The organism is Ferrimonas pelagia, assembly GCF_039543565.1.
Lineage (GTDB): Bacteria > Pseudomonadota > Gammaproteobacteria > Enterobacterales > Shewanellaceae > Ferrimonas > Ferrimonas pelagia.
On the sequence record NZ_BAABJZ010000096.1, the window covers coordinates 28651 to 54278 of the forward strand.

General features: G+C 55.0%; 16 protein-coding genes. 3 read left to right on the forward strand and 13 right to left on the reverse strand.

Annotation, left to right across the window (positions count from 1 at the left end; genetic code table 11):
* Window positions 1-23 precede the first annotated feature (23 nt).
* From ABEA08_RS16260 to ABEA08_RS16315, 12 genes are all read right to left on the reverse strand, one after another.
* Window positions 24-4871 (reverse strand): NAD-glutamate dehydrogenase, encoded by a 4848-nt coding sequence (locus ABEA08_RS16260; protein WP_345336422.1) that lies wholly within the window; start codon window positions 4869-4871, stop codon window positions 24-26.
* 244 nt (window positions 4872-5115) lie between these two features.
* The gene (locus ABEA08_RS16265) at window positions 5116-7452 is read right to left on the reverse strand and encodes an efflux RND transporter permease subunit (RefSeq protein ID WP_345336423.1); all 2337 of its coding nucleotides are present in this window, start codon (window positions 7450-7452) and stop codon (window positions 5116-5118) included.
* Window positions 7453-7464: 12 nt separating this feature from the next.
* Window positions 7465-8472: a WD40/YVTN/BNR-like repeat-containing protein gene (locus ABEA08_RS16270; protein ID WP_345336424.1), complete on the reverse strand. Its 1008-nt coding sequence runs from the start codon at window positions 8470-8472 to the stop codon at window positions 7465-7467.
* Between the two features lie 49 nt (window positions 8473-8521).
* Entirely contained in the window at window positions 8522-9886 is a 1365-nt protein-coding gene (locus ABEA08_RS16275) for a DUF1329 domain-containing protein (protein ID WP_345336425.1), read from the reverse strand.
* A gap of 16 nt (window positions 9887-9902) precedes the next feature.
* Entirely contained in the window at window positions 9903-11978 is a 2076-nt protein-coding gene (locus ABEA08_RS16280) for a DUF1302 domain-containing protein (protein ID WP_345336426.1), read from the reverse strand.
* Window positions 11979-12271: 293 nt separating this feature from the next.
* Entirely contained in the window at window positions 12272-12493 is a 222-nt protein-coding gene (locus ABEA08_RS16285) for a DUF2835 family protein (protein WP_345336427.1), read from the reverse strand.
* 37 nt (window positions 12494-12530) lie between these two features.
* Window positions 12531-15134, reverse strand: a complete 2604-nt coding sequence (gene pepN / locus ABEA08_RS16290) for an aminopeptidase N (RefSeq protein ID WP_345336429.1) — start codon at window positions 15132-15134, stop codon at window positions 12531-12533.
* Window positions 15135-15329: 195 nt separating this feature from the next.
* Window positions 15330-16703, reverse strand: a complete 1374-nt coding sequence (locus tag ABEA08_RS16295) for a sodium-dependent transporter (RefSeq protein ID WP_345336430.1) — start codon at window positions 16701-16703, stop codon at window positions 15330-15332.
* Between the two features lie 125 nt (window positions 16704-16828).
* Window positions 16829-18874 carry a carboxy terminal-processing peptidase gene (gene prc / locus ABEA08_RS16300; protein WP_345336431.1) on the reverse strand — a complete coding sequence of 682 codons (2046 nt, stop codon included), beginning with the start codon at window positions 18872-18874 and terminating at the stop codon, window positions 16829-16831.
* Between the two features lie 37 nt (window positions 18875-18911).
* Window positions 18912-19586 carry an RNA chaperone ProQ gene (gene proQ, locus ABEA08_RS16305; RefSeq protein ID WP_345336432.1) on the reverse strand — a complete coding sequence of 225 codons (675 nt, stop codon included), beginning with the start codon at window positions 19584-19586 and terminating at the stop codon, window positions 18912-18914.
* Complete coding sequence (locus tag ABEA08_RS16310; protein WP_345336433.1) at window positions 19576-19875, reverse strand: hypothetical protein; 300 nt, start codon at window positions 19873-19875, stop codon at window positions 19576-19578. Before ABEA08_RS16310 ends, proQ begins: the two co-directional genes overlap by 11 nt.
* Entirely contained in the window at window positions 19872-20348 is a 477-nt protein-coding gene (locus ABEA08_RS16315) for a GAF domain-containing protein (RefSeq protein WP_345336435.1), read from the reverse strand. The genes ABEA08_RS16310 and ABEA08_RS16315 overlap by 4 nt, the downstream gene beginning before the upstream one ends.
* Before the next feature lie 178 nt (window positions 20349-20526).
* Here ABEA08_RS16315 and ABEA08_RS16320 point away from each other — a divergent pair, with 178 nt between their 5' ends.
* The 3 genes from ABEA08_RS16320 to ABEA08_RS16330 are packed head-to-tail and all read left to right on the forward strand — an operon-like array spanning window position 20527 to window position 24317.
* Window positions 20527-21138, forward strand: coding sequence for a paraquat-inducible protein A (locus tag ABEA08_RS16320; RefSeq protein WP_345336436.1), 612 nt, complete (start codon window positions 20527-20529; stop codon window positions 21136-21138).
* The gene (locus ABEA08_RS16325; protein WP_345336437.1) at window positions 21116-21724 is read left to right on the forward strand and encodes a paraquat-inducible protein A; all 609 of its coding nucleotides are present in this window, start codon (window positions 21116-21118) and stop codon (window positions 21722-21724) included. The genes ABEA08_RS16320 and ABEA08_RS16325 overlap by 23 nt, the downstream gene beginning before the upstream one ends.
* On the forward strand, window positions 21717-24317 hold the full coding sequence (locus tag ABEA08_RS16330) for an MlaD family protein (protein ID WP_345336438.1): 2601 nt from the start codon (window positions 21717-21719) through the stop codon (window positions 24315-24317). The genes ABEA08_RS16325 and ABEA08_RS16330 overlap by 8 nt, the downstream gene beginning before the upstream one ends.
* A gap of 62 nt (window positions 24318-24379) precedes the next feature.
* On the opposite strand, the gene ABEA08_RS16335 is transcribed toward ABEA08_RS16330, so the two are convergent.
* A complete protein-coding gene (locus tag ABEA08_RS16335; protein WP_345336439.1) occupies window positions 24380-25606 on the reverse strand; it encodes a nucleoside recognition domain-containing protein in 1227 nt (408 codons plus the stop codon).
* Between the last annotated feature and the right edge of the window lie 22 nt (window positions 25607-25628).

The window sequence follows — 25628 nt, forward strand, 5'->3', positions numbered from 1 at the left end:
GGGCTTCTCCTTGATATCTCTGTTTACATCGATTCTGCAACGGCGTCGCAGCGCATGATCAACAGGTTTAGCTCCCTGAGCGCCACTGAGAACTTGGCAAACTCATGGCTCTTGGAGGTTCTAAACTCCGCGACCATCTGCATCCATCGATTCAAGGTTGCTTGATTTTCATTGACCCATTGTTCGATTATGACATCGGCTTGGCAGACCGTCTGACAGTTTCCGAGCACGACGCGCGTCAAGCGTCGCTGTAACCAATCCAACTCCTCACGGAACGCGGAGCGGGCTAACGCTTGCCAGTGGTTGGCCACTGCCTGCTCATTTATCTGCGCCAGGAACCAGTGAAGCTCGATCTCGGCGCCCAGACGGAAGTAGGTTTCAGCGACCAAACGAACCGGTTTGTGCTCCGCTTCAGCGATCTCGGTAATGTCCAATGCCGAGAACAGCGTGCTCAGCCTGACGATGGTTAACGCCAATGGCTTAGGCACGCCCAGCTTGATCTCCTCGTCCGCCTTAAGCGCGAGTTCCTGCGCTTCATCTTGATGCAACAGTTGGTCAAAACTTTGCTCCAGCTCCGCCACGACCGGACGGAACATGGCCACGTTTTGGGCAATATCTTGATTTCCGCTGCGATGACGCAAGAACCAACGCGTCGCGCGACGCACTGTCCGCTGAAGCAAACACAACATCCGATACTGATCGGCACTGCGGGCGGTACCATCGAGTTCGATGATCTCTGCCTTGATCCGGTCAAAGTCAAACACTTGGGCGGCAATAGTGTAGCTGATAGCGACCTCACAGACTGAGGCCCCAGTCTCATCCTGCATCCGTTGGATGAAGTTCAAGCCCATGTCGTTAATGATGCTATTGGCCAAACTGGTGGCGATGATCTCGCCGCGCAGCGGGTGCTCAGACATATTGGAGGCAAATTTGGCCTGAAGCCGCTGAGGGAAATAGCGCAACAAGCGCTTTGACAGCTCAGCGTTATCGGTGATCACCGGATCAACCAATTGCTCTTTAAGTACCATCTTGGCGTAGGCCACCAACACCGCCAGCTCGGGTCGTGTTAACCCATGGCCTGCAGCCATCCGCTCCCCCAGCTCATCGTCCGCAGGCAAGAACTCCAGTGCCCGATCGAGCTTGCCCTCCTTTTCCAGATAATGAATAAAGCGGATCTGCTCTTTGAGCTGGGTGTCCTTGTTGATCTCGGTGACCGAGATACTCAAGGTCTGCTCGCGACAATCTTGCAGCACGATCTCGGCGACTTCGTCAGTCATCTCTTCAAGTAAGTGGTTGCGCTGCTTCACCGTCAGCTCGCCTTCCGCCACCAACTGATCCAACAAGATCTTTATGTTCACTTCATTATCTGAGCAGTCGACACCGCCAACGTTGTCGACAAAGTCGGTGTTGATCCGCCCGCCAAACTCCGCATACTCGATCCGCCCCAGTTGGGTCAGGCCGAGGTTACCCCCCTCCCCGACCACCTTGGCCCGCAATTGACTGCCGTTGATCCGCACTGCATCGTTAGCACGATCGCCCACGTCGACATGGGTCTCACTGGCCGACTTAACGTAGGTGCCGATCCCGCCATTCCAAAGCAGATCCACCTCCATCTGCAACAGCGCATGCACCAGCTCAGTCGGGGTCATCTGGCCTTTTTTACTGCCCAGCATCGTCTTGATCTGGGGGGTCAGTTTGATCGACTTGGCCGAACGACTGAAGATCCCGCCCCCGTCGGCGATCAGGCTTGCGTCGTAATCCTCCCAACTGGAACGCGGCAACTTAAACAGGCGTGCACGCTCTTTGTAGCTCCGGGCCGGATCCGGATCCGGATCGATGAAGATATGCATGTGGTTAAAGGCCGCCTGCAGACGAATATGCTTGGACAGCAACATGCCGTTGCCAAACACATCTCCGGCCATATCCCCAATCGCCAAACAGGTAAAATCGGTTTTCTGACAGTCGATCCCCAGCTCACGGAAATGCCGTTTAACCGACTCCCAGGCCCCCCGCGCCGTGATCGCCATCTTTTTATGGTCATAGCCAAATTGACCGCCGGAAGCAAACGCATCATTCAACCAAAAATCATATTCTTGTGATATCGCATTGGCGATGTCAGAGAAGGTGGCCGTGCCTTTGTCGGCGGCTACGACCAGATAGGGATCGTCCTCATCATGGCGAACGACATTGCTGGGTAATTGCAGCTCACCTTGCACTATATTGTCGGTGATATCGAGCAGACCGCGGATAAAGGTCCGGTAACATTCCTGCCCTTCCGCCAGCATCGCCTCGCGTTCTTTGGGCAACTGCTTACAGACAAAGCCGCCTTTAGCGCCAGAGGGCACGATCACGGTATTCTTCACTTGCTGGGCCTTGACCAGACCCAAGATCTCGGTACGAAAATCTTCCCGTCGATCTGACCAACGCAAGCCCCCCCGCGCCACCTTGCCCCCCCGCAGATGGACGCCTTCCACCCGGGCCGAATAGACGAAGACCTCGTATTTCGGCACCGGCAGCGGGATATCTGGGATCCGCTCCGGCTGAAACTTAAACGACAGATACGCCTTGGGCTGCCCCTGAGCGTCGACTTGATGGAAGTTGGTCCTTAAAGTGGCTTCCAGCAGTTCGACAAAGCGACGGATGATCCTATCGTCATCCAGGTTGGCCACGTCATCCAATTGGGTCAGTACCTTGGCCTTTAAGGGTTCGATATCGTGTTTGGTTCGGCCGCCAGGCTTAAAGCGCCGACGAAAGATCTCCATCAACAAGCGGGTGATCTCAGGATAACGATCCAAGGTTTCGGCAATATAGCGCTGGGAGAAGGTGTTGCCGAGCTGACGCATATACTTGGCGTAGGCACGCAAAACCGTCACTTCCAGCCCGGTTAACCCCGCCGTCAGTACCAAATGGTTAAACACATCGTTCTCAAAGGTACCGGCCCACGTCTGCGCCAAAGCCTGCTCAAAGCGCTTTTGGTAGCTGGTAATGCTTTCTGAGATCTCGCCCTTGATGGTCATGGCAAAATCGAGGATCCAGAACTCCTCTCCCTCAGAGCTGATCACCTTATAGGGCCGCTCCCCGATCACCCTAAGCCCGAAGTTTTCCAGCATCGGCAGGATATCCGACAGCGGGATAGGTTCATCTTTATGGTACAGCTTCAGGCTGACATGGCGTAAAGCCAACGCCGACTCCTGTGGTCGGTAGAACAGCATACCCAAAGGGTGCTCGGCATCGAGCGCCAATAACTGGTCGATATCCTCCAGCGCCGCGTTGGGGAGTACGTCCTCTTTGTAGCTGCGCGGAAAACCATTAATGAAACGCCGGGATAGCGACTTACCCTCCGCCTCGCCACGACAGTCAAGCAGGGCGGTGTCCAGTTTATCTTCCCAAGTGCGTGCCAGCTCGACCAGGTTGGTCTCCAATTCGTTCACATCGATATCCATATTGTTATCGTCGACCTTGATCAGATAGAGGGTTCGGGCCAAGGTGGATTCGGAAAAGTAGGTGGTAAACTCCACCGAGGTGTCCGTCTGGAAAAAGGCCGCCAGCAAGGCTTGGGTGCGCACGCGCAGATGGGTGTTGTAACGCTCCTTCGAGGTGTAGACCAAGGCCGAAACAAAACGCCCAAACAGATCTCGCCGGACAAATAACCGCACCTTGTCTCTGTCCTGCATATGCAGGATCCCCATGCAGGTCTCGTGCAACTGCTTTTCGGTGGCCTGGATCAGCTCATCCCGTGGAAAGGTTTCCAGAATGTTCACGAGCGCCTTATGATCGTGGCTGCGCGGCGCCAATCCGGAGCGCTCGATCACCCGTTGCATCTTCTGTTTGATCAACGGGATCTGGCCCGGGCTGCGGTTATACACCGTCGATGCGTACAAACCGATGAAGCGATGCTCCCCGACCACATGACCTTGACTATCGAACCGCTTGATCCCGACGTAATCGATGTAAGCTGGCCGGTGCACCCGGCTTTTCGCATTAGTCTTGGTCAAGATCAGGTAGTGGCTGCTTAACGCCTCTTTGCGCGCGGCTTCGGGCAGGGTCGATAACAGCAACCCTTGATGTTGGCTTGGCCGGTTTGCTAGGGTGCCCAAACTGGTGTCGTGGCAGGGCTGTAGGGCGAGATCTCCCTCGACTCGCTTTAACTCATAGTAGCGATAGCCCAGGAAGGTAAAGTGATGATCGGAGATGAAGTCCAAGAAATCTAAAGCATTATCTCGGTCACGGTCGGCACCGATCTTCGGCGCGGTCTTGACCTCTTCGATCACCTTGGCCAATTGAGCCTGCATCGGCCGCCAACCTTCGGTGGAGGCCACCACATCCTCCAGCATTGAGTTCAGCTCATCGGACAAGGCTCGTCGAGCCGCTTCACTGGCCTGGTTTTCGACTTCAATAAGAAACACGGAGATCCGCTCAAACGTCTCCGGTGCTTCCATAACAGACCGTACTTCGATGACCTTGCCCTGCTCATCGCGGCTGATCGCGATCGGCGTGTGGATCATCAAGTGGGCCGAGATCCCAAACCGATTCAATGCCATGGCGACCGAATCAACCAAAAACGGCATATCCGGCTGCACCATCTCAATGATGGTATGGGACGAACTCCAACCATGCGTGCTTTGGCCCGGGTTGTAGATCTGATTAAAGCACCCATCTTGCGGTGAATCGTTGAGGCTCTTCCATAAACTCAAGGTGGCGCCATATAGCTCACTGTCTTTGCGTTGATTCAGTTCATCTTTTGACAAGGTACCGAACAGGATACGGGCAAACGTGTTCAGTAAGTGGGCTTCTGTCTCGGGGTTTTTCCGGCGGATAAGCTCCACCACATTATCTAACAAAACGGACGGGCTGGATTGAAGTGTCGCCATCGTGGTAATTCCTATCGCACAGGCTGGGATCATTTTTGTTTATCGTTGTGAAACGGGCTCTCTCCGGCCCATTTATGCCGAAGCTTATCACCCTTTTACCAACATTGTGAGCCACGACACGTCCATTCTGACCGAAACGCAGCGTTCATCTGCTGCGCAATGAACACCCAAGCGCATCGAATGTTTGTTTATGCAAAAAAGGCCGCATTTCTGCGGCCTTTATTCATACACGATAACCTCTGCGTTATTTGCGCCAGAACATGCGAACCAGAGCCGGCAACACCACAATCGCCCCCAGCATATTGACCAGAAACATAAAGGTCAGCAACACGCCCATATCCATTTGGAATTTCAAGGTCGAGAACACCCAGGTACTGACACCGACAGCTAGGGTGATCCCGGTGAAGATCACCGCATTGCCCCGTTCACACAGAGCCTGCAGATAGGCGTCTTTCACCGGCACGCCCTGACGCAACAATGGCGACATCGTCGAAAGGATGTAGATCCCATAGTCCACACCGATCCCGACGCCGAGTGCGATCACAGGTAATGTGCTGACGGTGAGGCCGATCTGCAGCAGCGTCATCAACGCCTGTGCCAAGGTTGATACGACAAACAGCGGCAGGATCACCGCCACCGTGGCGCGCACGGAACCAAAACTGACCAAACACAGCAAAAATACCGCGCCGTAGACATAGAGCAACATGGGCGTCTGTGCCGCCGCCACCGCTTCGTTTGTCGCCACCATCACCCCGGCCGGGCCCGATGCCAGACGGAAGGTCAACTCGTCGTTATTAAAGTGCGCCAGTTCCGCCTTAACCGCCGCGACCACTCTGTCCATGGTTTCGGCTTTATGATCCTGCAAGAACAGGTAAACCGGCATCACCGAGCAGTTACCATTGAGCAAGCCTGACGAAGTGGGGATCCGCGATGTCGCCTGAACCAGCGTCGCCGTTGTGCGAGGCAGCACCCGCCACTTGGGATTGCCTTCGTTATAACCGCCATTGACCAGTTTAGAGACCGAGCTTAAGGAGGCGGTGGATTGCACCCCATCGACGTTCTCGATCCGCCACTGAAAGCGATCAATGTGATCCATCACATGGTGATAAGTACAGGCCTCTGGAAACGCTTCGACGATCACCGTCAACACATCGGTGGTGATGGCAAAATTATCGGTAATAAATTGGGTGTCCTGGTTATAGACAGAGTCGGCCTTCAAAGCCGGCGCGCCAGCGTGCAGATCACCGATCTTCATCGTCTGTGCCTGCATCCAACCCGCAATAAACAACAACGCCGTCAACCCGATCACTATGCTGGCACGCTTACCCTCGGCAAAACCGGCTATACAGTGCCATCCACGCCAGATCTTGCCTTGGCTCGCGCGCACTCGGGCCAAATAGTGCGGATGGAAGCGGGTATAGGACAGCAGCAGAGGAAGCAGGATCAAATTGGTCAGGATGATCATCGCCACCCCAAGCGATGCGGTGATCGCCAGCTCGCGGATGATCCCGATATCGATCGCCAGCAAGGTCAGAAAACCGACCGTGTCCGAGAGCAATGCCACCATCCCGGGTACCAGCAGGCTGCGAAACGCCGACTCGGCAGCGACTTTAGCGGTGGCCCCTTCCGCAACGCGATGGCCCACCGCGTTGATCATCTGGACGCCATGACTCACCCCAATGGCAAACACCAAAAACGGCACTAAGATCGACATGGGATCCAGGCCGAATCCCAATAGGGTCAGCCCGCCCATCTGCCAAACGACCGCGATCAACGAGCACGCCAACGGCAGCACCGTTAATGACCAACAACGGGAAAAGGCATACACCATCAGCGCCGTAATGGCGATGGCGATAAGGAAGAACAGCACCACATCCTTCGCCCCATCGGCGATGTCGCCGGACATCTTGGCGAACCCAATGATGTGGATCTGGATATCGTCATCTTGAAACTGGCCGCGGATCTGCTGCTCCAGTTGCTCGGCAAACGCCAGCACGTCCATCGGCCGCGTTGTCGGGCCGCCCTCTATCTGCTCCTCTTCGGGGATAGGCACCCAGTCCTGCAACGACGCGGTGACCATCGCGGCGCCAAAGTCTTCGGTGACCATGCGGCCGATGATCCCCGCCTTTTCGACATTGGAACGCACCTGCGCCAAGCCGGCGCTATCCGGGGTAAAGTCGGCCGGGATCACCGGCCCGCCACGAAAGCCATCCTCCACCACTTCGGTAAATCGCGTCGAGGGGGAAAACAGCGATTTAACCTGAGTTCTGTCGACCCCTGGAATGAAGAACAGTTGATCGTGCACTTGCCTCAGTACCGCAAAAAACTTGGGGTTGTAGATATCCCCATGTTGATCCGCCACTGCCACCATAATGCTGTTTGCGCCACCAAACTGTTCCCGATGATCCATATAGGTTTTCATATAGGGATGGTTCAACGGGATATTCTTGGTAAAGGCGGCATCCATTCTTAACTGAGAGGCTGCAATACCCAGCGCCAAGGTAATGATGGTGAACAGTCCCAACACCACTAAGCGGTGTCGAAACAAGACAAGTTCGAGTTTATTGATCCATTTTTCCATCGAATGGCGCCCCTACTGCGGTATGTCGATCCAAGCGACACCATCGCTCCCAGCGATGGCGATCCGTTGATCCAGCGTCTGGGCGATCGCGACCAGATCTTTTCCCTTTGCCACCTCAATCACACGAAAGCTCAGGCCATCGTCGTCACTGATAAGCAGATAACCGGCGTTGCTGACCATGGCAATGCGACCATCCGCCAGCAACAGGGCTTGATTGACCGTTGCATCGATACCACTGTCGATCTCCTGCCACTGTTCACCACCATCCTCACTTCGAAACAGATGCCCTCTTAACCCCATGGCGATCAGGCTACCACTGGGGGTTTCGAGCACGTCATACAAGGAACCGTCATAAAATGGCGGCAACATCTGCCAGATCCGGCCGAGATCATCGGAGCGGGCGATGAATCCCATCTCCCCCACCAAATAGAGCTGACCGGAGCGAAGCCGTCTGATCCGATTGAAATGCGGCAAGATGGCACCCCGCTCATCGAGATACAGGACGTTGTCTTCCAGCTTCAGCTCGTCCAAATACGCCTTGTCCTCTTCGTGCAAGAGCTCGTCATGAAACTCCTCTTGCCACGAACCGGTTTGGCCGTCACGACGGAACATCAGCCCGTACGCACCAACGGCCAACACCGTTGAGCCGTCCAGTGGCAGTACATCCAGCAAAGGCTTATCCAATTCGGGCCGCTGATCCGCAATCTGCCACGTCTTACCGGCGTCCTCCGTCTGCAAGATGGTGGCATCATGACCGACCGCCCAACCTTGCTCACCGGCAAAGCTGACCGCGGTGAGCAATGAGCGAACCGGCACTGCCTGCTGCTCCCAACCGCTCTGTGTCGCGCGCAAGATATGACCGCGATCGCCAACGGCAACCAGACCACTGGGTCCAACACTAAGATCCATAACCGGCGCCAACGATGCCTTCGCCACCAGATCAGCGGGATCATCGACGGCCAAAGCGTCCAAAGGGGAAAGTATTAATATAAAGACAGGGATAACACCAAATAACCGCATAGAACCACCCAAAAAAGGGGCGCCTCAAAAGCCCCCCCACCATACGGAATTAACGTCGACCAGAGCGGCGTAACGCATTTTGAGTAAAGTTACTGGCCTTCAACTCAACGCCAAAATCGGCCACCTTGCCTTCGTTATCCAAGCCCATCGCCATGTACCGACGAGAGTTCAGATCGTAGAACACCTCCAGCGTGGTCCACACCAAGGGCTGATCGTAATAATTCACCGCATGGGCCATCCCGACTCGATACATCTGATCGCGATTATCATAAAGATCCGCCAGCGCGATCTGCCAACTGTCCTCATCCAGGTAGTAGGTGCGCGTTTTGTACAGGTGACGTACCCCGTCTTTTAACGTGGCCTCCACCTCCCACACCCGGTGTTTTTCCCAGCGCACCAACTCCATATTGATGTGGCCTGCCTGGATGATCTCATCGTAGCTGACACCATCGCTATGCAATCGATAATCGTTGTAGGGAATGTAGATCTCTTTCTTCCCCTTCAACTCCCAGTTGTAACGCTCTGGCGAGCCGTTAAACAGATCAAAATCATCCGTTGTCCGCAGGCCATCCGACGCGGTTCCCGGGGTATCAAAGGCCACGTTGGGTGCCCGACGCACTCGACGTTGGCCGGTATTGTAGGTCCACGCCTGACGCGGCTGCTTGCTCTGATCCATGGTTTCATGCACCAGCAGCGCGGTACCCGCCAGACGCGACGGCGCCGTCACCACCTGCTTGAAGTAAAACAGCAGGTTATCCTTGGCTAACACCGCCGGATCGGTACCTGGGATCCCATAAAGGAACTGGATCTGCTCATTGGTTTCCACCAAGGTAAATTTACCCGAAGGCGTCGGTGCCGCCTGGTTGCGCTGGATCTCCGCCGAAGCGCCGCGATAACGCAATACGTGGTTCCAGATCGCTTCGATACCATTTTGCGGGATGGGGAACGGGACACCCACTGCAGCTCCTGAGATCCCATTACCGCCAGCAACTAACTTGGTCTTGGTTGCATTTTCAATGCTGGCGTCGTAGATAAACTGCGGATAGGACGCGCTGCGATGCGTCGGGTAAACGTTCATCTCAAAGCTGTCCGGGTATTTGGCGAACATCTCCTTCACACCCGGTGTTAAAAAGGCGTCGTACTTCGCCATATTGGCACTGGTGATGGTAAACAGTTTGGGATCAGCGCCATAGGGATCCAGATGAAATTGACCTTCGCTGTACCCCGAAGGCGCTTGCGTGATCCCACCATTCCACGCCGGGATAGAGCCATCCGCATTGCCCGCCATTTCCGCACCGATCGGCGTCAACGACTTGCCTAATTCCGCAGCCTGCTCAGGACTCACTTGAGCAAGGGCACCGGCACTGCCAAGCACAAGGCTCAATGCCGACGCTAACAAGGTGTACTTATTCATAAACTTCATCCCTGAACTAGATTGAAAACTTGATATTGAAGGAGACAAAATCTTTGTCTTCCAAGGCATTGGTTGAGCCTTTGCCGCCCCAGAAGGCGTTGTAACTCAAGTCCATCGACCAGGTACTCTGGTAATCTCCGGACAGGGTAAACGCCGCCGACTGACGCTCTTCAATGAACAAGAACAGCGGATCCGGTGTGGTGCCATTCACGTCATGAGAGAACACCACCCGTGGCGAGATGTTCCAGCCAAACATCGCATTGTTAAAGTCCGCCTTGGCGATCAATCGGTAACCCCAAGCATTGTCGGTTGGAAACGCATCTTCCTCGGCCCCGTTATGCAGCAGATTCAATACCCCTAAGGATGACTCTCGGCCCGCCGCGCCTGCCCGCTCCGTCCCAGGACCGTTCATGCGCAGCACGGACGGATCCGGCATATCGTGCAACCAGACACCCCCCACTTCCGCCAACATCACCAGATTATCCATGCCCAAGGTTGGGCCAAAGATGTGGGTAAAGGTCACCTGCGCTTGGGTTGAGTCCGTCAGGACATAGCCTTGGGCCGATTGGCCCGGCATCGCTTTACTGCCGTCGGGCAGAACATATTGTGACAGGCCTTCAAACACGCCATAGGTCACCGGATCAGCGTTAAACAACTGCTCCGGCATGGCAGCAAACAACAGCTCCACATCGTCGATCTGCAGTGGCTCATCCTGTCGGAAGGCCACTTCACCGGCCACTGCCGTATCGCCCCAAGTCGTATTAAACGAGGCACCATAGAGCTTAATGTCTTCCGGGTACTCGATCACCGCTTTAGAGAAGCTATTAAGACCCAGCAGATCGCTGCGCGTGACATCCTGGCCACTGGCGGCGATCGCCCCCAATGTCTGCAGATCCGCCGTCACTGCTGCGCTACGGAAGTCGGCGGTTTGGCCCGAGATGATAGGACGACGACTGTGGTAATTCATGTAGTAGAGGCCAAACTCGGTGTCGTTCAGCGCCGGCGAGAAATAGCTCAACTTGATGCCGTACTGGCCTTGGTCATCCGGCTTTTGCTCATGACCTATCAAGGTGGTTTTGGTGGGATAAGCCAGCGCCATTGCGCCCAAGTCGTCAGCGCCGATCTGACCAGACAACGCACTCTTTGCCAACAGGTTGTATTCACTGAGCAGATGGTCGAGACTGATGTCCGGGTTGGAGGTAAAGCCCAACTGAGCATTACTCACATAACCACCGGCACCGGCAAAATCGTTACTGGAGAAGTAGGTACCCGTCACTGGCAAACGCGTTTCTTCCCAGCGATATTGGTAATAGGCTTCGACGTTGAAACTGTCAGTCAGACCCAAACTGGCCCACACCATGCCGACGGGGATGAACGCCTCTTTTAACTCAGAGCCTGGTGCCTGCAGCCGTGCCAGATCGACCGGGTTGATCGAGTTGATCCCATGGCTGATCAGCGTGCTCTCACCCCAGCTAACCACCTGCTCACCGATCCGCAGGGAGAATGGCATCTCGCCCAATTCCCAGTCAGCAAAAAAATAGGCGTCCAACAAGCGAATGTCTGAACACGCGTATTCACTGGCCTTTTTATCCTCACAGACATCGAACTCTTTGCCTGTGAGTGGATCGCGGTAATTGAAGCTGCCGTTTTTCAGCTTATTATCGTAAAAGTACATGCCACGCACAAAGACGCCCATGTTGTCGTACACCAACTCGAGCTCGTGCAAGCCTTTAAACAGCTCAGAAAAGGTATCGCCTTTGTCATAGAGCATGTTGGCCAGATCGCCGTTGGCGGAATAGGAGCCAGGCATCGCGAAGATTTGGCTGGACTCGAGGCGAAGATCATTGAAGCCGGCCGCTATGCCATTGAAATTCACAAAGCCATAGCCGTTCCAGCCAAACCGGTTACTCTTGGCTAGGTTATCGAGGTTGCGATCCTCAGCCCGCCAAGCCGCCCCCACGGTCCATGTCGAATCAAAGCTCCCTTCAATATCTCCCCAATTGAACGAAACTGCGTGAACTGGCCCGGCAAGCACGGCGGTGACACTGGCGGCCAAGACGGATCTACGAAAGCGGAATGCACCTGCAGTCATTATCGCTTCTCTCCCTTCCCTGATAGTTGTGAACATTGGCATCCGTTACCACGGAGTTACCCAATTGTTATCCCAACCATCAGTCAACCGCAACCACTTTGGGTTTTAAAAGAGCTTTAATTTTAACGGCTTAGCGAAGTTTCAAACGAACATTTGAATATGAAGATTTAAATACTGTCAGCAGAACAAACTTGATCTCACCCAAAGTCTTGATTAATAGTGGTTTTTTCTTGCATGGATTTCAGGGTGCTACGGCACCTACCGGCCCTTCCGTTTGAAGTTAACACTCTAAACTACGCACCTCGCTCCAAACTAAGTAGGCTACCGTCTGCCGCGAGCGTCAACGTAAACCATCCCCTTACCCCCTCGGATCGTAAGAAGGGTCGAAAGAAGCGTGGGTGAATGTGCAACACCTTTCCTTGTGTCGAGCGACAGACCACCCGATCGGCCTGACCACGATAATAACGCTGCATCTCCTGCCAGCCGATATTGAGAAAAAAACGATGAGACTGCATAAAAATAGGGGGGAGTAAAACTCCCCCTCCTGTACACCTAACCTAATGACTTTGATACTTTTTCATAAAGATCTTTGCTCAGATCTGGCAACGATGCCAACCGCTCTAACTCCACTGTCATCAAGGTTCGACGTTCGCCATCGACCTCTTTGAGCGCCATCAGTGGCGTCATGATCCGTGCGGCACATTGAGGGTTGATCCCATTCAGTGCGATCAGCTGATCGGTCAAGAAACGGTAACCGGAACCATCCGGTGCATGAAAACCATTGCGGTTGAGTGAAGCGAAAGCACCGATCAACGCCCGAACCCGGTTTGGGTTGGCCATATCAAACGCTGGATGAGCCATCGCCTGTTTGATATGCGTCAAAACATCGGTATTAGCAGCGGTTGCCACCTGCACAAACCATTTATCCATTACTAACGCATCGTCTCGCCATTGCTGTTCAAATGCCAGCATACAATCGGCTGCTCCAGGCAGGGCGCCTTGATTCAGTGCATTCAACGCCGCCAAACGATCGGTCATGTTATTGGCAGTATGGTACTGCTTTAGGCAAAGTTGCTCACTGTTGGCCTTACCGCCATGAGCCAATAGGAGCAGGCAAGCGTTCTTCAGCGCCCGCTCCCCCACCGCCGCGCCCGTTTGCTGGTATTCCGGTTGTATGCAGGCGCGGTAGCGCGCGCTCAGCTCATCTTCAAGTTCAAGACCCAACTGTGTCAGCGCCGCTTTGCGCGCGAGATGCAGGCTTTCGACATCCAAACCGGCTTTCTCCTGCGCCAATGCGGCTTCCGCTGGCAGCGTCAGGATCTCTGCAGCCAAAGCCGGATCCAATCCGTCATTGAGCACCACCGCCCGCAGCGCATCAACCACGGTCATGCTGAGCTGAGTCTGCTCCTCCTCGACCATGGCGAAGATCTGCTGCGCCAACAAGCGCTGACTGGCATCCCATCGAACAAAATCGTTCTTAGCGTGCGCGATCAACAAAGCCAGATCAGACTCGCTTTGTGGTTGCATCACCTTTACTGGCGCCGAGAAATTATCAAACAGCGACAACACCACAGGGCCGGCGATCTGCTCAAATTCCCAACTCTGCTCGGATCCGGTTAGATCCAGTACCGGGGCAACGGCTTTGCGGTCGATCAGCAGCGGCAGATCCTGACCTTGTTGGTTCAGCAACTGCAGGGCCACAGGGATATGCAGTGGCCGCTTCTGTGCTTGGTCCGGCGTGGCCGGCGTATGCTGCTTCAAGGTCAATCGATAGCGCTGAGCCACCGGATCGTACGACTCAGACACTTCGACCACCGGAGTGCCTGACTGACTGTACCAGAGGCTAAATTGCGTCAGATCCACCCCGCTGGCATCCGCCATGGCCGCCACGAAATCATCGCAGGTTACCGCCTGGCCATCATGCCGCTCAAAGTACAGCCGCATGCCCGCCTGAAAGCGTGCCTCCCCCAACAGGGTATGCAGCATACGGATCACTTCCGCGCCTTTGTCATACACAGTGACCGTGTAGAAGTTATTCATCTCGATCACTTTATCCGGCCGGATCGGGTGCGCCATCGGCCCGGCATCCTCGGCAAACTGATGGTTACGCATGGTTTTCACCGCCAAGATCCGGTTGACCACCTCTGAGCCGACATCCGATGAAAACTCCTGATCGCGAAACACCGTCAGACCCTCTTTCAGACTCAGCTGAAACCAATCACGGCAGGTCACCCGATTTCCGGTCCAGTTGTGGAAATACTCGTGGCCAATGATGGATTCGATCCGATGATACTCATCATCCGTCGCCGTTTGCGGATCCGCCAATACCGCCTTTGAGTTAAAGACGTTCAGTCCCTTATTCTCCATCGCTCCCATGTTGAAGAAATCGACGGCAACGATCATGTAGATATCCAGATCGTATTCCAGACCAAAGCGCTGCTCGTCCCATTGCATCGACAACTTCAGCGAATCCATCGCATGTTGACCGCGGGACAGATTGCCTTTATCAACAAACAACTCAAGCGCCACCTCGCGGCCTGAGACCGTGGTGTAGCGATCACGCAGCACATCAAAGTCACCCGCCACTAAAGCAAACAGATAACTCGGTTTGGGAAAAGGATCCTGCCACTGGGCGAAGTGCCGGCCATCCGCCAGATCGCCGCTGGCCACCTTGTTGCCGTTCGACAACAGATAGGGGTACAGGGCTTTATCCGCTTCTATACGCGTACTGTAACGCGCCAGAACATCGGGGCGATCAAGAAAATAGGTAATGCGCCGAAAGCCCTCAGCCTCACATTGAGTGCAATAGGCCCCACCGGACTTGTATAACCCTTCCAGGGCCGTGTTGTTGGCGGGGTCCAGCCAGGTCTCAACCGTCAGTTCGAACTCCGCGAGATCGGCCTGGATGATCATCCCATTCTCACCCACCTCGAAACGGTCAGCCGCCAAGGCTTCACCATTAATCGCCACACCAATGCACTGCAGCTGATCGCCGTCCAGCACCAACTGAGTGGCGGCGGGGTTTTGCCGCTTTACCTGTGAAACCGCGATCACCTGCGTGCCATGCTCTTCCAGTCGAAACAGCAGATCGACCGATCCAATGGTGTGATCGGCCGGACGGTAGTCGGCGCGCAATTTTGCTTGCATATCCTGCATCGGTTGCAGTCTCCTTACTTCCTGTTGGTAGCGGACATCATCGCAGCCGCCTGAATGCTTAGCGACAGTATATCCAATCGGAGATTGACCAGAAGCCACGCCCCGCAAATGAAGGCAACGAACGAACAGTTAATAACCTGTACTCACGTAAGTCATGGTTTCCGCTCCTGAAAAAAGCATGACGGGCTTGATGACTCACAGCGACATCAGCCCCAACTGCTGCAGCAAGACCAACCCGATGGCAAAAGGCGCAATATAACGCACTGACACCCGCCAAAGCCGATAGATAGCCACTTGAGTAGCAATGGTCCGCTGGCTGAGATCCCGCTTCACCACAAACCCGATAAATATCGCCGTCATCAAACCGCCTATCGGCAACATCAGGCTGGAGGTGAGGTAATCGATCGCATCAAACAGATGGAACTGGACACCGGCGATCTCCAGTTGAGCCCAAGGCGCACCGGTGAGCGAAAACACCGTCAACAAGCTCAGTAGCCAGATCCCCGCCCCTGCGGTGATCGCGGCATTCATACGACCAAAACCGCGTTTCTCCACTAGCCACGCAACCGACGATTCGATCAAAGCCAGTGCCGACGTGAACGCCGCCACCACCAGCATCAAAAAGAACAGGCCACCGAACAGTTGACCAAAGGGCATATCACCAAAGGCGATGGGCAAGGTCATGAAGATCAAACCGGGGCCTGCGCCGGGCTCCAGGCCATGGCCAAACACGATGGGATAGATGGCCAACCCCGCCAGCACGGCAACCACGGTGTCCATCAGCGCGATCAACACCGAGGTCTTCACCAGCGAGGTGTCATCCGGCAGATAAGCGCCGTACATGGTCATGATCCCGGACGCTAAGGAGAGCGTGAAAAAGCTATGGCCCAGCGCCACCAACACCCCTTTCCAGCTCAACTTGGAAAAGTCGGCACTGAACATGAAGTCGAATGCCGCCTGAAAGTTGCCGCGTTGCGCCGCATACAACACCATGATCACCAGCAACACAAACAACGCCGGCATCATCCAATTCACCGCACGTTCCAAGCCGTCCTTGACCCCAAACCCCACCACCACCACCGTGGTCGCTAAGATGGCAAAACTCCATGCCATTAGTGCATAGGGCTGGGCATTGAGCTGGGTAAACATCTGGGTGATCTGATCCGGTTTCAACCCGGTAAAACTGCCGCTAAATCCGTAATAGGTATAAGCCAATGCCCAGCCTGCGATCACCACATAAAAGCTGAGGATCAAAAATCCGCTGATCACCCCAAACCAGCCGACAATTGACCAACGTGGCGTCGCCCCTGAGGCCTCGGCTAATAAACGGGCGGAGCGGGACGGAGCCTGCCGGCCGAATTTGCCGATCATCACTTCCGCCATCATTATCGGGATCCCGATAAAAAAGATGCAAAACAGATAGACCAGCACAAAGGCGCCGCCTCCGTTTTCACCCATGATATATGGGAATTTCCAGATATTTCCTAAACCAACGGCCGCCCCAGTCGCAGCAAGGACATAGGTTAACCGACTGGACCAGCGAGCATGGGTCACCGTGCTACGGTTCATATTTATTCCTTGATGTTACCGTTGTGTAAACACCCTCATTTCTACACGCTCTGCGGACAACGAGCAAGGCTTCAGATACAAAAAACGCCACTGAAAAGTGGCGTTTTTATATATTTATTCGACAGTTATGACGGCTTTTTCTGTTTCGCTACGCGCGTCCAGTCAACCATGTCCAAGGTAATAGAGCCGGCCTCATCCAGCAGGAAATCGGGTACTTCCAGCTCGTCAGCATCAGCCAGATCTTCCACCGGTGGCATATCATGCAAAGCGCGACGGACATTCATCCGCGCCAGTGCGCGCTGATCATCCGCTTCATCTTCGGCACGTCGCTCGGCAATATTTAACGAGATCCAGCCTTTGTCTTTATTGGCGCGATAGCGCTCAATATCATCATTCAGCATAGAGAACTCGACATTGTCGCCGGCACGCGTCTGATGACGTTGGCTCAGATAGCTGACCATATCCGGTGCGATCTGATCCAAGGTACCGTATCGCGCTCGAGGCACGGAATCCCAAGGCAAAGCGTTCTTCTCCTGAGATTCACCAAACTCCCCGTCCATGACGTAACTTGGGAACAGCAGATCTGGACTCACTCCTTTGAGCTGCGTGCTTCCTCCATTGATGCGATAGAATTTCGCAATGGTGTAGGTCACGTTCCCCATCGGCTTGTCATACAGATCGTAGATCCGCCCCAACTGGCGATGCTGCTGTACCGTGCCCTTGCCGAAGGTTTGCTCACCAACGACCAAAGCTCGACCATAATCCTGCATTGCCGCGGCAAAGATCTCCGACGCCGATGCACTGTAGCGATCGACCATCACCGTCATCGGGCCGTCGTAAGCCAACTTCCCATCGCTATCACCATTGACCGTGATGCGACCACGCTGATCGCGGATCTGGACCACCGGACCTTGGCGAATAAACAGGCCGGACAACAGGCTGGCTTCGCTCAAAGCACCGCCACCATTGCCCCTCAGATCGATGATCAGGCCCTCTACATTCTGCTCTTCCAGTTTTACCAGCTCACTGGCAACGTCCTGGCTGATGTTCATGTAGAAGCTTGGAATGTTGATCACACCGAGTCGACGCGCCTGATCATTGCCTTGATCGATCTCAAGCACCTCTGACTTCACAGCGCGATCTTCTAATCGAACCTTATCTCGGGTGATCTCAATGGTACGGGCTCTGGCATTGTTGCCATCTTTTGCCGCCAGCACTTCCAGTGTCACGACGGTGTCTTTCGGGCCCTTAATGAGCTCCACAACATCGTCCAAACGCCAGCCAATGACATCGACGATCTCTTTGCCAGCTTGGCCAACACCGATGATCCGATCTTCCGGCTTCAAGTCACCTTGCAGATCCGCAGGACCACCGGTCACCAGTGAGCGGATCACCGTGTAGTCATCGTTCATCATCAACACAGCCCCGATCCCCTCGAGAGACAGGTTCATCTCCTGCTGGAATCGGTCCGCATTACGCGGAGAAAGGTAACTGGTGTGCGGCTCTACCGTATAGGCAAAGGCGTTCATGGCGCCTTGGAATACGTCTTCACTCTGGGTCTGAGTCAGGCGCTTGATGGCGTTACGATAACGCTTTTCAAGCATGGATTGGATCTCATCCCACTCCTTGCCCGTCATCGCCAGGTTCAGCGCATCGTATTTGACCCGCTGACGCCAAAGCTCATCGAGCTCCGCCGTATTCACCGGCCAAGCGGCCTCTTCCCGGTCAAAGTCATACTTATCGCCAGGCGAATCGAAATCGATCTCATCTTCAAGCAGCGTCAATGCATAGCTCAAACGCTCAAATCGTCGTTGCATCGAGAGTTCGAACAAGTCGTAGACTTTGTCCAGATCGCCCTGAGTAATGTCATTGACGAAGCGATCGCGCAACGTTTCGAATTTCGCGACATCGGAGGCCAGCAGAATGGACCGGTTAAAGTCCAACTGCTGCAAAAATCGATCGAACGCCTGACTGGAAAACGCTTCGTCGAAGCTCACTTGACGATAGTGCGAGCGAGTGAACAGATCCGTCACCCGTTTACTGGCTACCTTATGCTGAGATTCCTGCTTTAATTCAGGCAGATCGCTCAGCGAATAATCCGTGGTATCTGCAAATGCTTGCGCACTAAGCAGTACGCCCGCGATCACAGCGGATAAGGTTCTCTTAATCATCAACTCGCAACTCCTTCTGGCACGATACGCAAAATTTTTAAACGCGAATGTGCTCGGCTTTGACCTTAACAGTTAAACCGGACTCCAGTCGAACCATGACGTCATCGCGGTTCAGATCGACTACAACCCCTTTGGCCGGAGTCCGACCCAGCTTCACCATGACGGTTTGATTTACGCTGAGCTTATCTGCTGAGACTTTCTCCAGCGGCGGGAGGTTCCGCTTCTGTTCAACTTTTTGTGCCGGTTTAGACTTAAGCTTAGCCGGTTTTGCTTTCTCGGCGCGCTCCGCACGCGCAGGACGACGACGCTCTTTAGCTGCCTTCGGATCCTTCGCTTGCTTCTCTTGACGAGCCGCTTTCGCTCGCTCCTGACTCTCTTTCAGCGTCTTCTCAGCATGCTCAATGTGCTCGGCGTCAAGCGCACCACAGTCGTTGCCGTCCAGATCAACCCGAACCGCGCCAGCTTTAGCGCAGCGCAGGTAGCGCCAGCTGTTGGTGTAACGACGAATGGCCTGGCGCAGTTGAGTCTTGCTGACCTTCTCGTCCCCTTCTAAGCGCTCTGCCAAGTCTTGAAACAAACCAATTTTTAAAGGCTTTGCGTCACCTTCTACGGTAAAGCAAGCGGGGAAACGTTCCGCCAAATAGGCGATCACTTCCTTCACGTCCTTCAGCTTTTCGGTGGTTTCTGGGGTGTTGTTTTGTTCAGTGGTCATCAAACTCTTCCTGGCCCTGCTCTGGGTCAAAATGGGAAAATAGTGCTTCGACGAAAGTATCGATCATTTCGTCATCCAACTCTAGGAGTTGTGGGTTATGTTGCCAATCCAGCCAAATCGACTCCAACATCTCCTCTAGGAGGATGGTATCGACGTCATCATCGGCCTTATCGTATACGGCATGATACATACGATTGAGATTTTCTGCGGCAAGGGTCTCCTCGCCTTCCCACTCACCGACTTCAGATGGTTCCATCAGGTAAGTGTGAATATCTACATGTTCTTTCAAGCGTGTTGCTCCAAATGTTGCTGAAGTACATCAACAAGCATTCGCAATCCATCGACGTCAGCCTGACTGAAACGCGCGATCTCCGGGCTATCGATATCCAATACCCCGATGATCTGCTCTCGTACCCTGATCGGCAACACCACCTCCGAAGCGGAAGCCGCATCGCACGCAATGTGACCCGGGAATTCGTGAACATCCATGACTAACTGATCTTCGCCGGTCGATACCGCCGTGCCGCACACACCTTTCCCTACCGGGATCCGCACACAAGCCACTTGCCCTTGAAAAGGCCCAAGAACCAATCCATCAGGCGTATCCAGCAAGTAAAAGCCAGCCCAGTTAACCCGGTCCAGTGCGTTATAGATCAGCGCAGAGAGATTAGATAGATTTGCGACGACATTTGCCTCGCCATCGATCAGGCTTTTCGCCTGTCGCGACAGCAGAGCGTAGTCTTGAAATTCAGCAGACGACATCTTCAAAATTTTAGAATAATAATCAGCCTGCCATTAACACAGTTTCGCCACCCAGAGTCAAGGTGAAAGCGCCAGTTCGGCGGCTAACTGCGCACAGATTCAACGCCTGTCAGCTCAGGTTCAGTGATGATAGACTAAGGTACTGAATTTAGGATGAAGAAAAGGATCAGGGAACGTTTTGCTCCAGAAAGCCATCTTGTGCCCTACCTGCGACACGTTGATCAGCAAAGCCACGCTTCGCCATGGGATCAAAGCCTATTGCCCGCGCTGCGCCAGTCAGGTGTATCACCAGCCCTATTGCGATCTGGCCGGTCTGGCCGCCATGACGCTGGCTGCGTTGATGATCTATTTCCCGGCGAACCTCCTGCCGATCTTAGAGATCAACCTGGTCGGCAACCTACGCAGTACGACGGTGCTGCACGGCGCACTCACGGTCTTTGAGCAAGGCTATTGGTTGGTTGCCATTGCCGTGATCCTGACCGGATTGGTCGCCCCCTTGCTGCTCATGCTCTCCATCCTCTGCCAACTCTGGTTGCTGAAAACGAGACGGTATCCCCACCTCCTGCGCTGGCTGCTGCTGCGCCATAAAACCCTCAACGAGCTGTGCATGATTGAGATCTATCTGATCAGCCTGTTTGTTTCGATCTTCAAGTTAATCGACATTGCTGATCTGACCTACGGATGGGGCATCTTATGTTATATACTGCTGTTTATCATGATTTTTTATGTGCAGTACGAGTATAACTCGCAACGTATGTGGGACTACTATGAACGTCAGGCCGAGTCCTAAGTTGCGACTCTGTAGCGGGTGCGAATTAACCACGGGCGCAAAGAGCCACTGCCCCCGCTGTGGTACCGCCCTGTTTGATCGGCGCCCAAACAGCCTGCAATACAGCTGGGCTCTGTTGATCACCGCGGCGATATTGCTGTTTCCCGCCAATACGCTCCCGATCACCCAATTTACCAATCAGGGCCTGACGACCTACGACACCATCTATAGCGGGATCGTATCCTTAGTGGATAACGAGATGCCCGCCATCGCCGTGATCGTCTTCACCGCATCGGTCGCGGTGCCTATTGCCAAAGTGATCGGTTTAACCCTGATCCTGCTGACCATTCAGCGTCAATGGCCATTGTCGAAAACCCGGCTCACCCGCTACTTTCACATCATTGAATTCATTGGCCGTTGGTCAATGCTTGATCTATTTGTGATCTCCATCGTTGCCAGCTTAATCAACATGGGGCAACTGCTTCATGCCAAACCGGCGCCTGCTGCCACCTACTTTGCGCTGGTTATCTTGCTCACCCAATTGGCCGCTAAGTGCCTTGATCCTCGCCTTTTATGGGATCTTGAAAAGAAGCCTCACCATGACTGAAGTACACCAACCACAGATCCGCCGGAAAAAGAATCTCTCACCGATCTGGATCCTGCCCATCCTTGCTGCCTGCCTGGGCCTCTGGCTGTTGTTCAGCTACATCCAGCAACGCGGCACCAATATCCAAGTGGACTTCCCCAGTGCCGCGGGGATCGAAGCCAATAAGACGCTGGTTCGTTACCAAGGGATCGTGGTTGGCCAAGTCACCAACGTGAAGCTGGCCTCTGATCAGCAATCGGTCAACGTCAGCATCAAGATGGATCACAGCGTCGATGATCTGCTGCGCAAAGGGGCGCATTTCTGGTTGGTGACCCCCAAGGCATCGTTAACCGGTTTTGAAGGGCTCGATGCCCTGTTCTCCGGCAACTACATCACCATGGCACCGGGTACCGGCGCCAAAAAAACGCACTTCGAAGGTCAGTTTGAACCGCCGGTGGCCAGCCGAATGATGGATGGCCTGCCGCTTCAGATCATTGCGCCGCAACGTGGTTCGCTGGACATCGGTAGCGCCATCTACTTTCAGCAAGTTAAGGTTGGTGAGATCGTCAACTTTCAGCTGGATCAGGACCAACACCGAGTGATTTTCGATGCAGAGATCGAGAGCCGCTATCGCTCGCTGGTGCGTCATAACAGCCGTTTCTGGAACACCTCAGGTGCGGCCATCGACGCCAGTCTGCAAGGCGTGAAGGTTGAGCTGGAAAGCCTGGCCAGCCTGCTGGCTGGGGGCATCGCGTTCTCCTCCCCAGAGGATGGTCACCCCCCGGCCCCGGATCAATCATTTGCGCTGTACGACGACGCCAAGGCAGCAAAGCCGCAACAACGCATTACCCTGTATGCCGACGACGCAGAGGGGATCAACGTCGGGGCCGGCATCCGCTACCGTGGCGTAACCCTCGGCCAGATCGAACAGGTCAACCTGACCGAGCAAGGGGTTGAATTCAATGCCAGCATCGACAATCGCTATGCGTCATTCTTACGCAGCGAAACCCAGTTTAGCCGGGTCAGTGCCAAACTCGGCCTCGATGGGCTCGAGCATGTAGAAACCCTGTTGCTGGGCGACTTTATCCGGATCTGGCCCGGTCAAGGCGACAGCGCCGAGCGGTTCGAATTGCTCTCGGCGACACCGCAACAACTGGAGAATGGCCGTCTGTTCACACTGGAACATGAACAGTTGCATGGCGTCAGTATCGGCGCCCCTATTCGCTACCGTGGCGTCACGGTTGGCGAGATCCTCGACGTTGCGCTGACCGACAGCGGCGTCGAAACCCAGATCTGGCTCGATACGCCCCATCACGAGCGGGTTAAGATCAACAGTCGATTCTGGGTTCAGGCAGCGCTGGACATCCGCGCCGATCTCGCGCAGCTGACCATACAGTCTCAGCCGTTGGGTCAGCTCATGGCCGGTGGACTGAGCTTTAGCAGTGGCGATGCCCCCGTCGCCGACAGCGCGCAGCGCTTTCGTCTCGCACCGGATCGAGACAGCGCCTTTGTCGCGGAGCCGCTGCGTTTCACCCTCCAAGCTCACGCGCTCAATGGTTTGGGCATTGGCGCCCCGCTGCTCTATCGAGAATTGGAGATCGGACAGATCGAGCGGATCGCGCTGGAGCAAGGGGAGCTGGAACTGCAGTTGAGCATCGACGATGAGTACCGCAACTTGCTCACGCCCAGCAGCCGCTTCTGGCACCACAGTGGGGTTAAGATCGCCGGCTCGCTGGCCGGCGTCGAGGTACAGGCCGGTCCATTGCCGACACTACTGCGCGGTGGCCTCAGTTTTGACAATTTGGATCCCAACGCCGCCCCCGGCATGCCGGAGCACACACACGTCTTCGCCAGCCGAAACGCAGCGATGCAACCCGGCGAGCCCATCGAGCTGTTCCTGTCTGCCCAGCATCCGATCCAAGCCGGAGCCGACATTCGTTTTCAAGGCCATAACGTGGGTAAGACGACACAGGTTGAGCTCACCGATGATCTGAAAGATCAACGGATCCAAGCCGAATTACACCGTCGATGGGCCGATCAATTCCGCCGCATGGACAGTCAGTTCTACCTGGTGAGCGCTCAGATCGGCCTAGGCGGGATCCGCAACCCGGAAACACTCTTACTGGGCAACCACATCGCCGTGCTGCCGGGCAGCGAACCTGAGCTTGCAACTCAGTTCAATGTGGCCGCGACCCCACCGGTGATGGCACCGTTTGGTGACGGGCTTCGCTTAGTGTTGGATCAGCAACGGCTGGGCTCATTGCACATCGGCAGTCCGGTGTTATATCGCCAGATCAAGGTCGGCGAGGTGATCCACACCCGTCTGGCTGAGGATGGCGCCTCGGTGGATATCGAGCTGCAGCTCATGCCCCAGTATCAACACCTGGCCAATCGCTCGAGTCAATTCTGGAACGCGTCCGGACTGAACATCGACATTGGCCTGTTCTCCGGTGCCGAGATCCAGTCCGAATCACTGGAAACCTTGCTGTCCGGCGGGATCGCCTTTGCCACGAAAGACACCACCACCAGCGAAAATCAGTTAAACGACGGTGATCGTCTGCCACTGAACAGCAAACTCAATTCCGCATGGCTGAAATGGCAACCTCTGTTGTAGCTAGGCCAGAGTGATAATTCGCGGCCGCTCGATACACCGAGCGGCCGCTATCCATTAACCCGTTAGCCAAAGAACCAATAGGCCACCGCGATCGCCGCAAGGATCCCGGCCAGATCGGCCAGCAAGCCACAGGGGATCGCATGCCGCGTGCGGCGGATCCCGACCGCACCAAAATAGACCGCCAGCACATAGAAGGTGGTTTCGGTCGAGCCTTGAAACACCGACGCCAACCGCCCGGCAAAGGAATCCACCCCTTCACTGGCCAACGTATCCAACATCATGGCACGGGCACCGGAGCCACTAAACGGCTTCATTAACGCCGTCGGCAACGCTTCGATAAAACGGGGATCCCAGCCCAAACTATCGACGAGAAGTCTCACCCCCCACAACACGCCATCGAGCACACCAGAGCCGCGTAAGCTGCCGATCGCCAGCAGCATCGCCAGTAAGTAGGGGATCAGTCGCACCGTAGTATGCAATCCCTCTTTGGCACCGACGATAAACTCATCAAACAAAGCCACCTTGCGCCACGCGCCGACCGCCAGGATGGTCATGATCAACGCAAACAGGATCGCATTGCTCCACAGCACCGAGAACTGTTGCAACTGCACGGTCGTATACGCCGACAGGTTGGCCAATAACGCCGCCAACAAAGCAAAGCCGCCACCAAACCACAGCAGCAGCACCTTGTCCCACAACCGGATCCGCTGCACCAAACAGGTGATCAACAAGCCCGTGAGGGTTGACGCGCAGGTCGCCAACAAGATGGGAATGAACACATCCGTTGGATTGGCCGCCCCTTGCTGAGCGCGATACAACAACACCGCGATGGGAAACAGGGTCACCGACGAGGTGTTAAGCACCAGAAACAGGATCTGCGCATTACTGGCCACGGCCTTATTCGGATTAAGGCTTTGCATCTGCTCCATGGCACGGATCCCCATCGGCGTGGCGGCATTATCCAACCCCAGCGCATTGGCCGACAGGTTCATGGTCACCGAGCCCAACGCAGGATGGCCTCTTGGGATCTCAGGCATCAAGCGGGCAAATAAGGGGGAGAGCAAACGCGCCAGAGCATCGATCAGGCCGCCACGCTCGCCGATCTTCATCAGGCCCATCCACATCGCCATGATCCCCGCTAGGCCGATCCCGATCTGCACCGCCAACTCCGCCATGGCGAACAGTTGCTGCAGCCAACGAGAAAACACCTCAGCGTCGCCCAACCACCATTGGCTCAAGCAGCCCAAGGCCGACACCAGGAAGAATCCGCCCCACACTCTGTTTAACACGCCCTGCTCTCCTCGCTTTCCC

Excerpts from the sequence above, each read along its gene's own strand:
- ABEA08_RS16260 (WP_345336422.1), bottom strand. The coding sequence starts at position 4,871 with ATGGCGACACTTCAATCCAGCCCGTCCGTTTTGTTAGATAATGTGGTG.
- ABEA08_RS16265 (WP_345336423.1), bottom strand. The coding sequence starts at position 7,452 with ATGGAAAAATGGATCAATAAACTCGAACTTGTCTTGTTTCGACACCGC.
- ABEA08_RS16270 (WP_345336424.1), bottom strand. The coding sequence starts at position 8,472 with ATGCGGTTATTTGGTGTTATCCCTGTCTTTATATTAATACTTTCCCCT.
- ABEA08_RS16275 (WP_345336425.1), bottom strand. The coding sequence starts at position 9,886 with ATGAATAAGTACACCTTGTTAGCGTCGGCATTGAGCCTTGTGCTTGGC.
- ABEA08_RS16280 (WP_345336426.1), bottom strand. The coding sequence starts at position 11,978 with ATGACTGCAGGTGCATTCCGCTTTCGTAGATCCGTCTTGGCCGCCAGT.
- ABEA08_RS16285 (WP_345336427.1), bottom strand. The coding sequence starts at position 12,493 with ATGCAGTCTCATCGTTTTTTTCTCAATATCGGCTGGCAGGAGATGCAG.
- pepN (WP_345336429.1), bottom strand. The coding sequence starts at position 15,134 with ATGCAGGATATGCAAGCAAAATTGCGCGCCGACTACCGTCCGGCCGAT.
- ABEA08_RS16295 (WP_345336430.1), bottom strand. The coding sequence starts at position 16,703 with ATGAACCGTAGCACGGTGACCCATGCTCGCTGGTCCAGTCGGTTAACC.
- prc (WP_345336431.1), bottom strand. The coding sequence starts at position 18,874 with ATGATTAAGAGAACCTTATCCGCTGTGATCGCGGGCGTACTGCTTAGT.
- proQ (WP_345336432.1), bottom strand. The coding sequence starts at position 19,586 with ATGACCACTGAACAAAACAACACCCCAGAAACCACCGAAAAGCTGAAG.
- ABEA08_RS16315 (WP_345336435.1), bottom strand. The coding sequence starts at position 20,348 with ATGTCGTCTGCTGAATTTCAAGACTACGCTCTGCTGTCGCGACAGGCG.
- ABEA08_RS16325 (WP_345336437.1), top strand. The coding sequence starts at position 21,116 with ATGAACGTCAGGCCGAGTCCTAAGTTGCGACTCTGTAGCGGGTGCGAA.
- ABEA08_RS16330 (WP_345336438.1), top strand. The coding sequence starts at position 21,717 with ATGACTGAAGTACACCAACCACAGATCCGCCGGAAAAAGAATCTCTCA.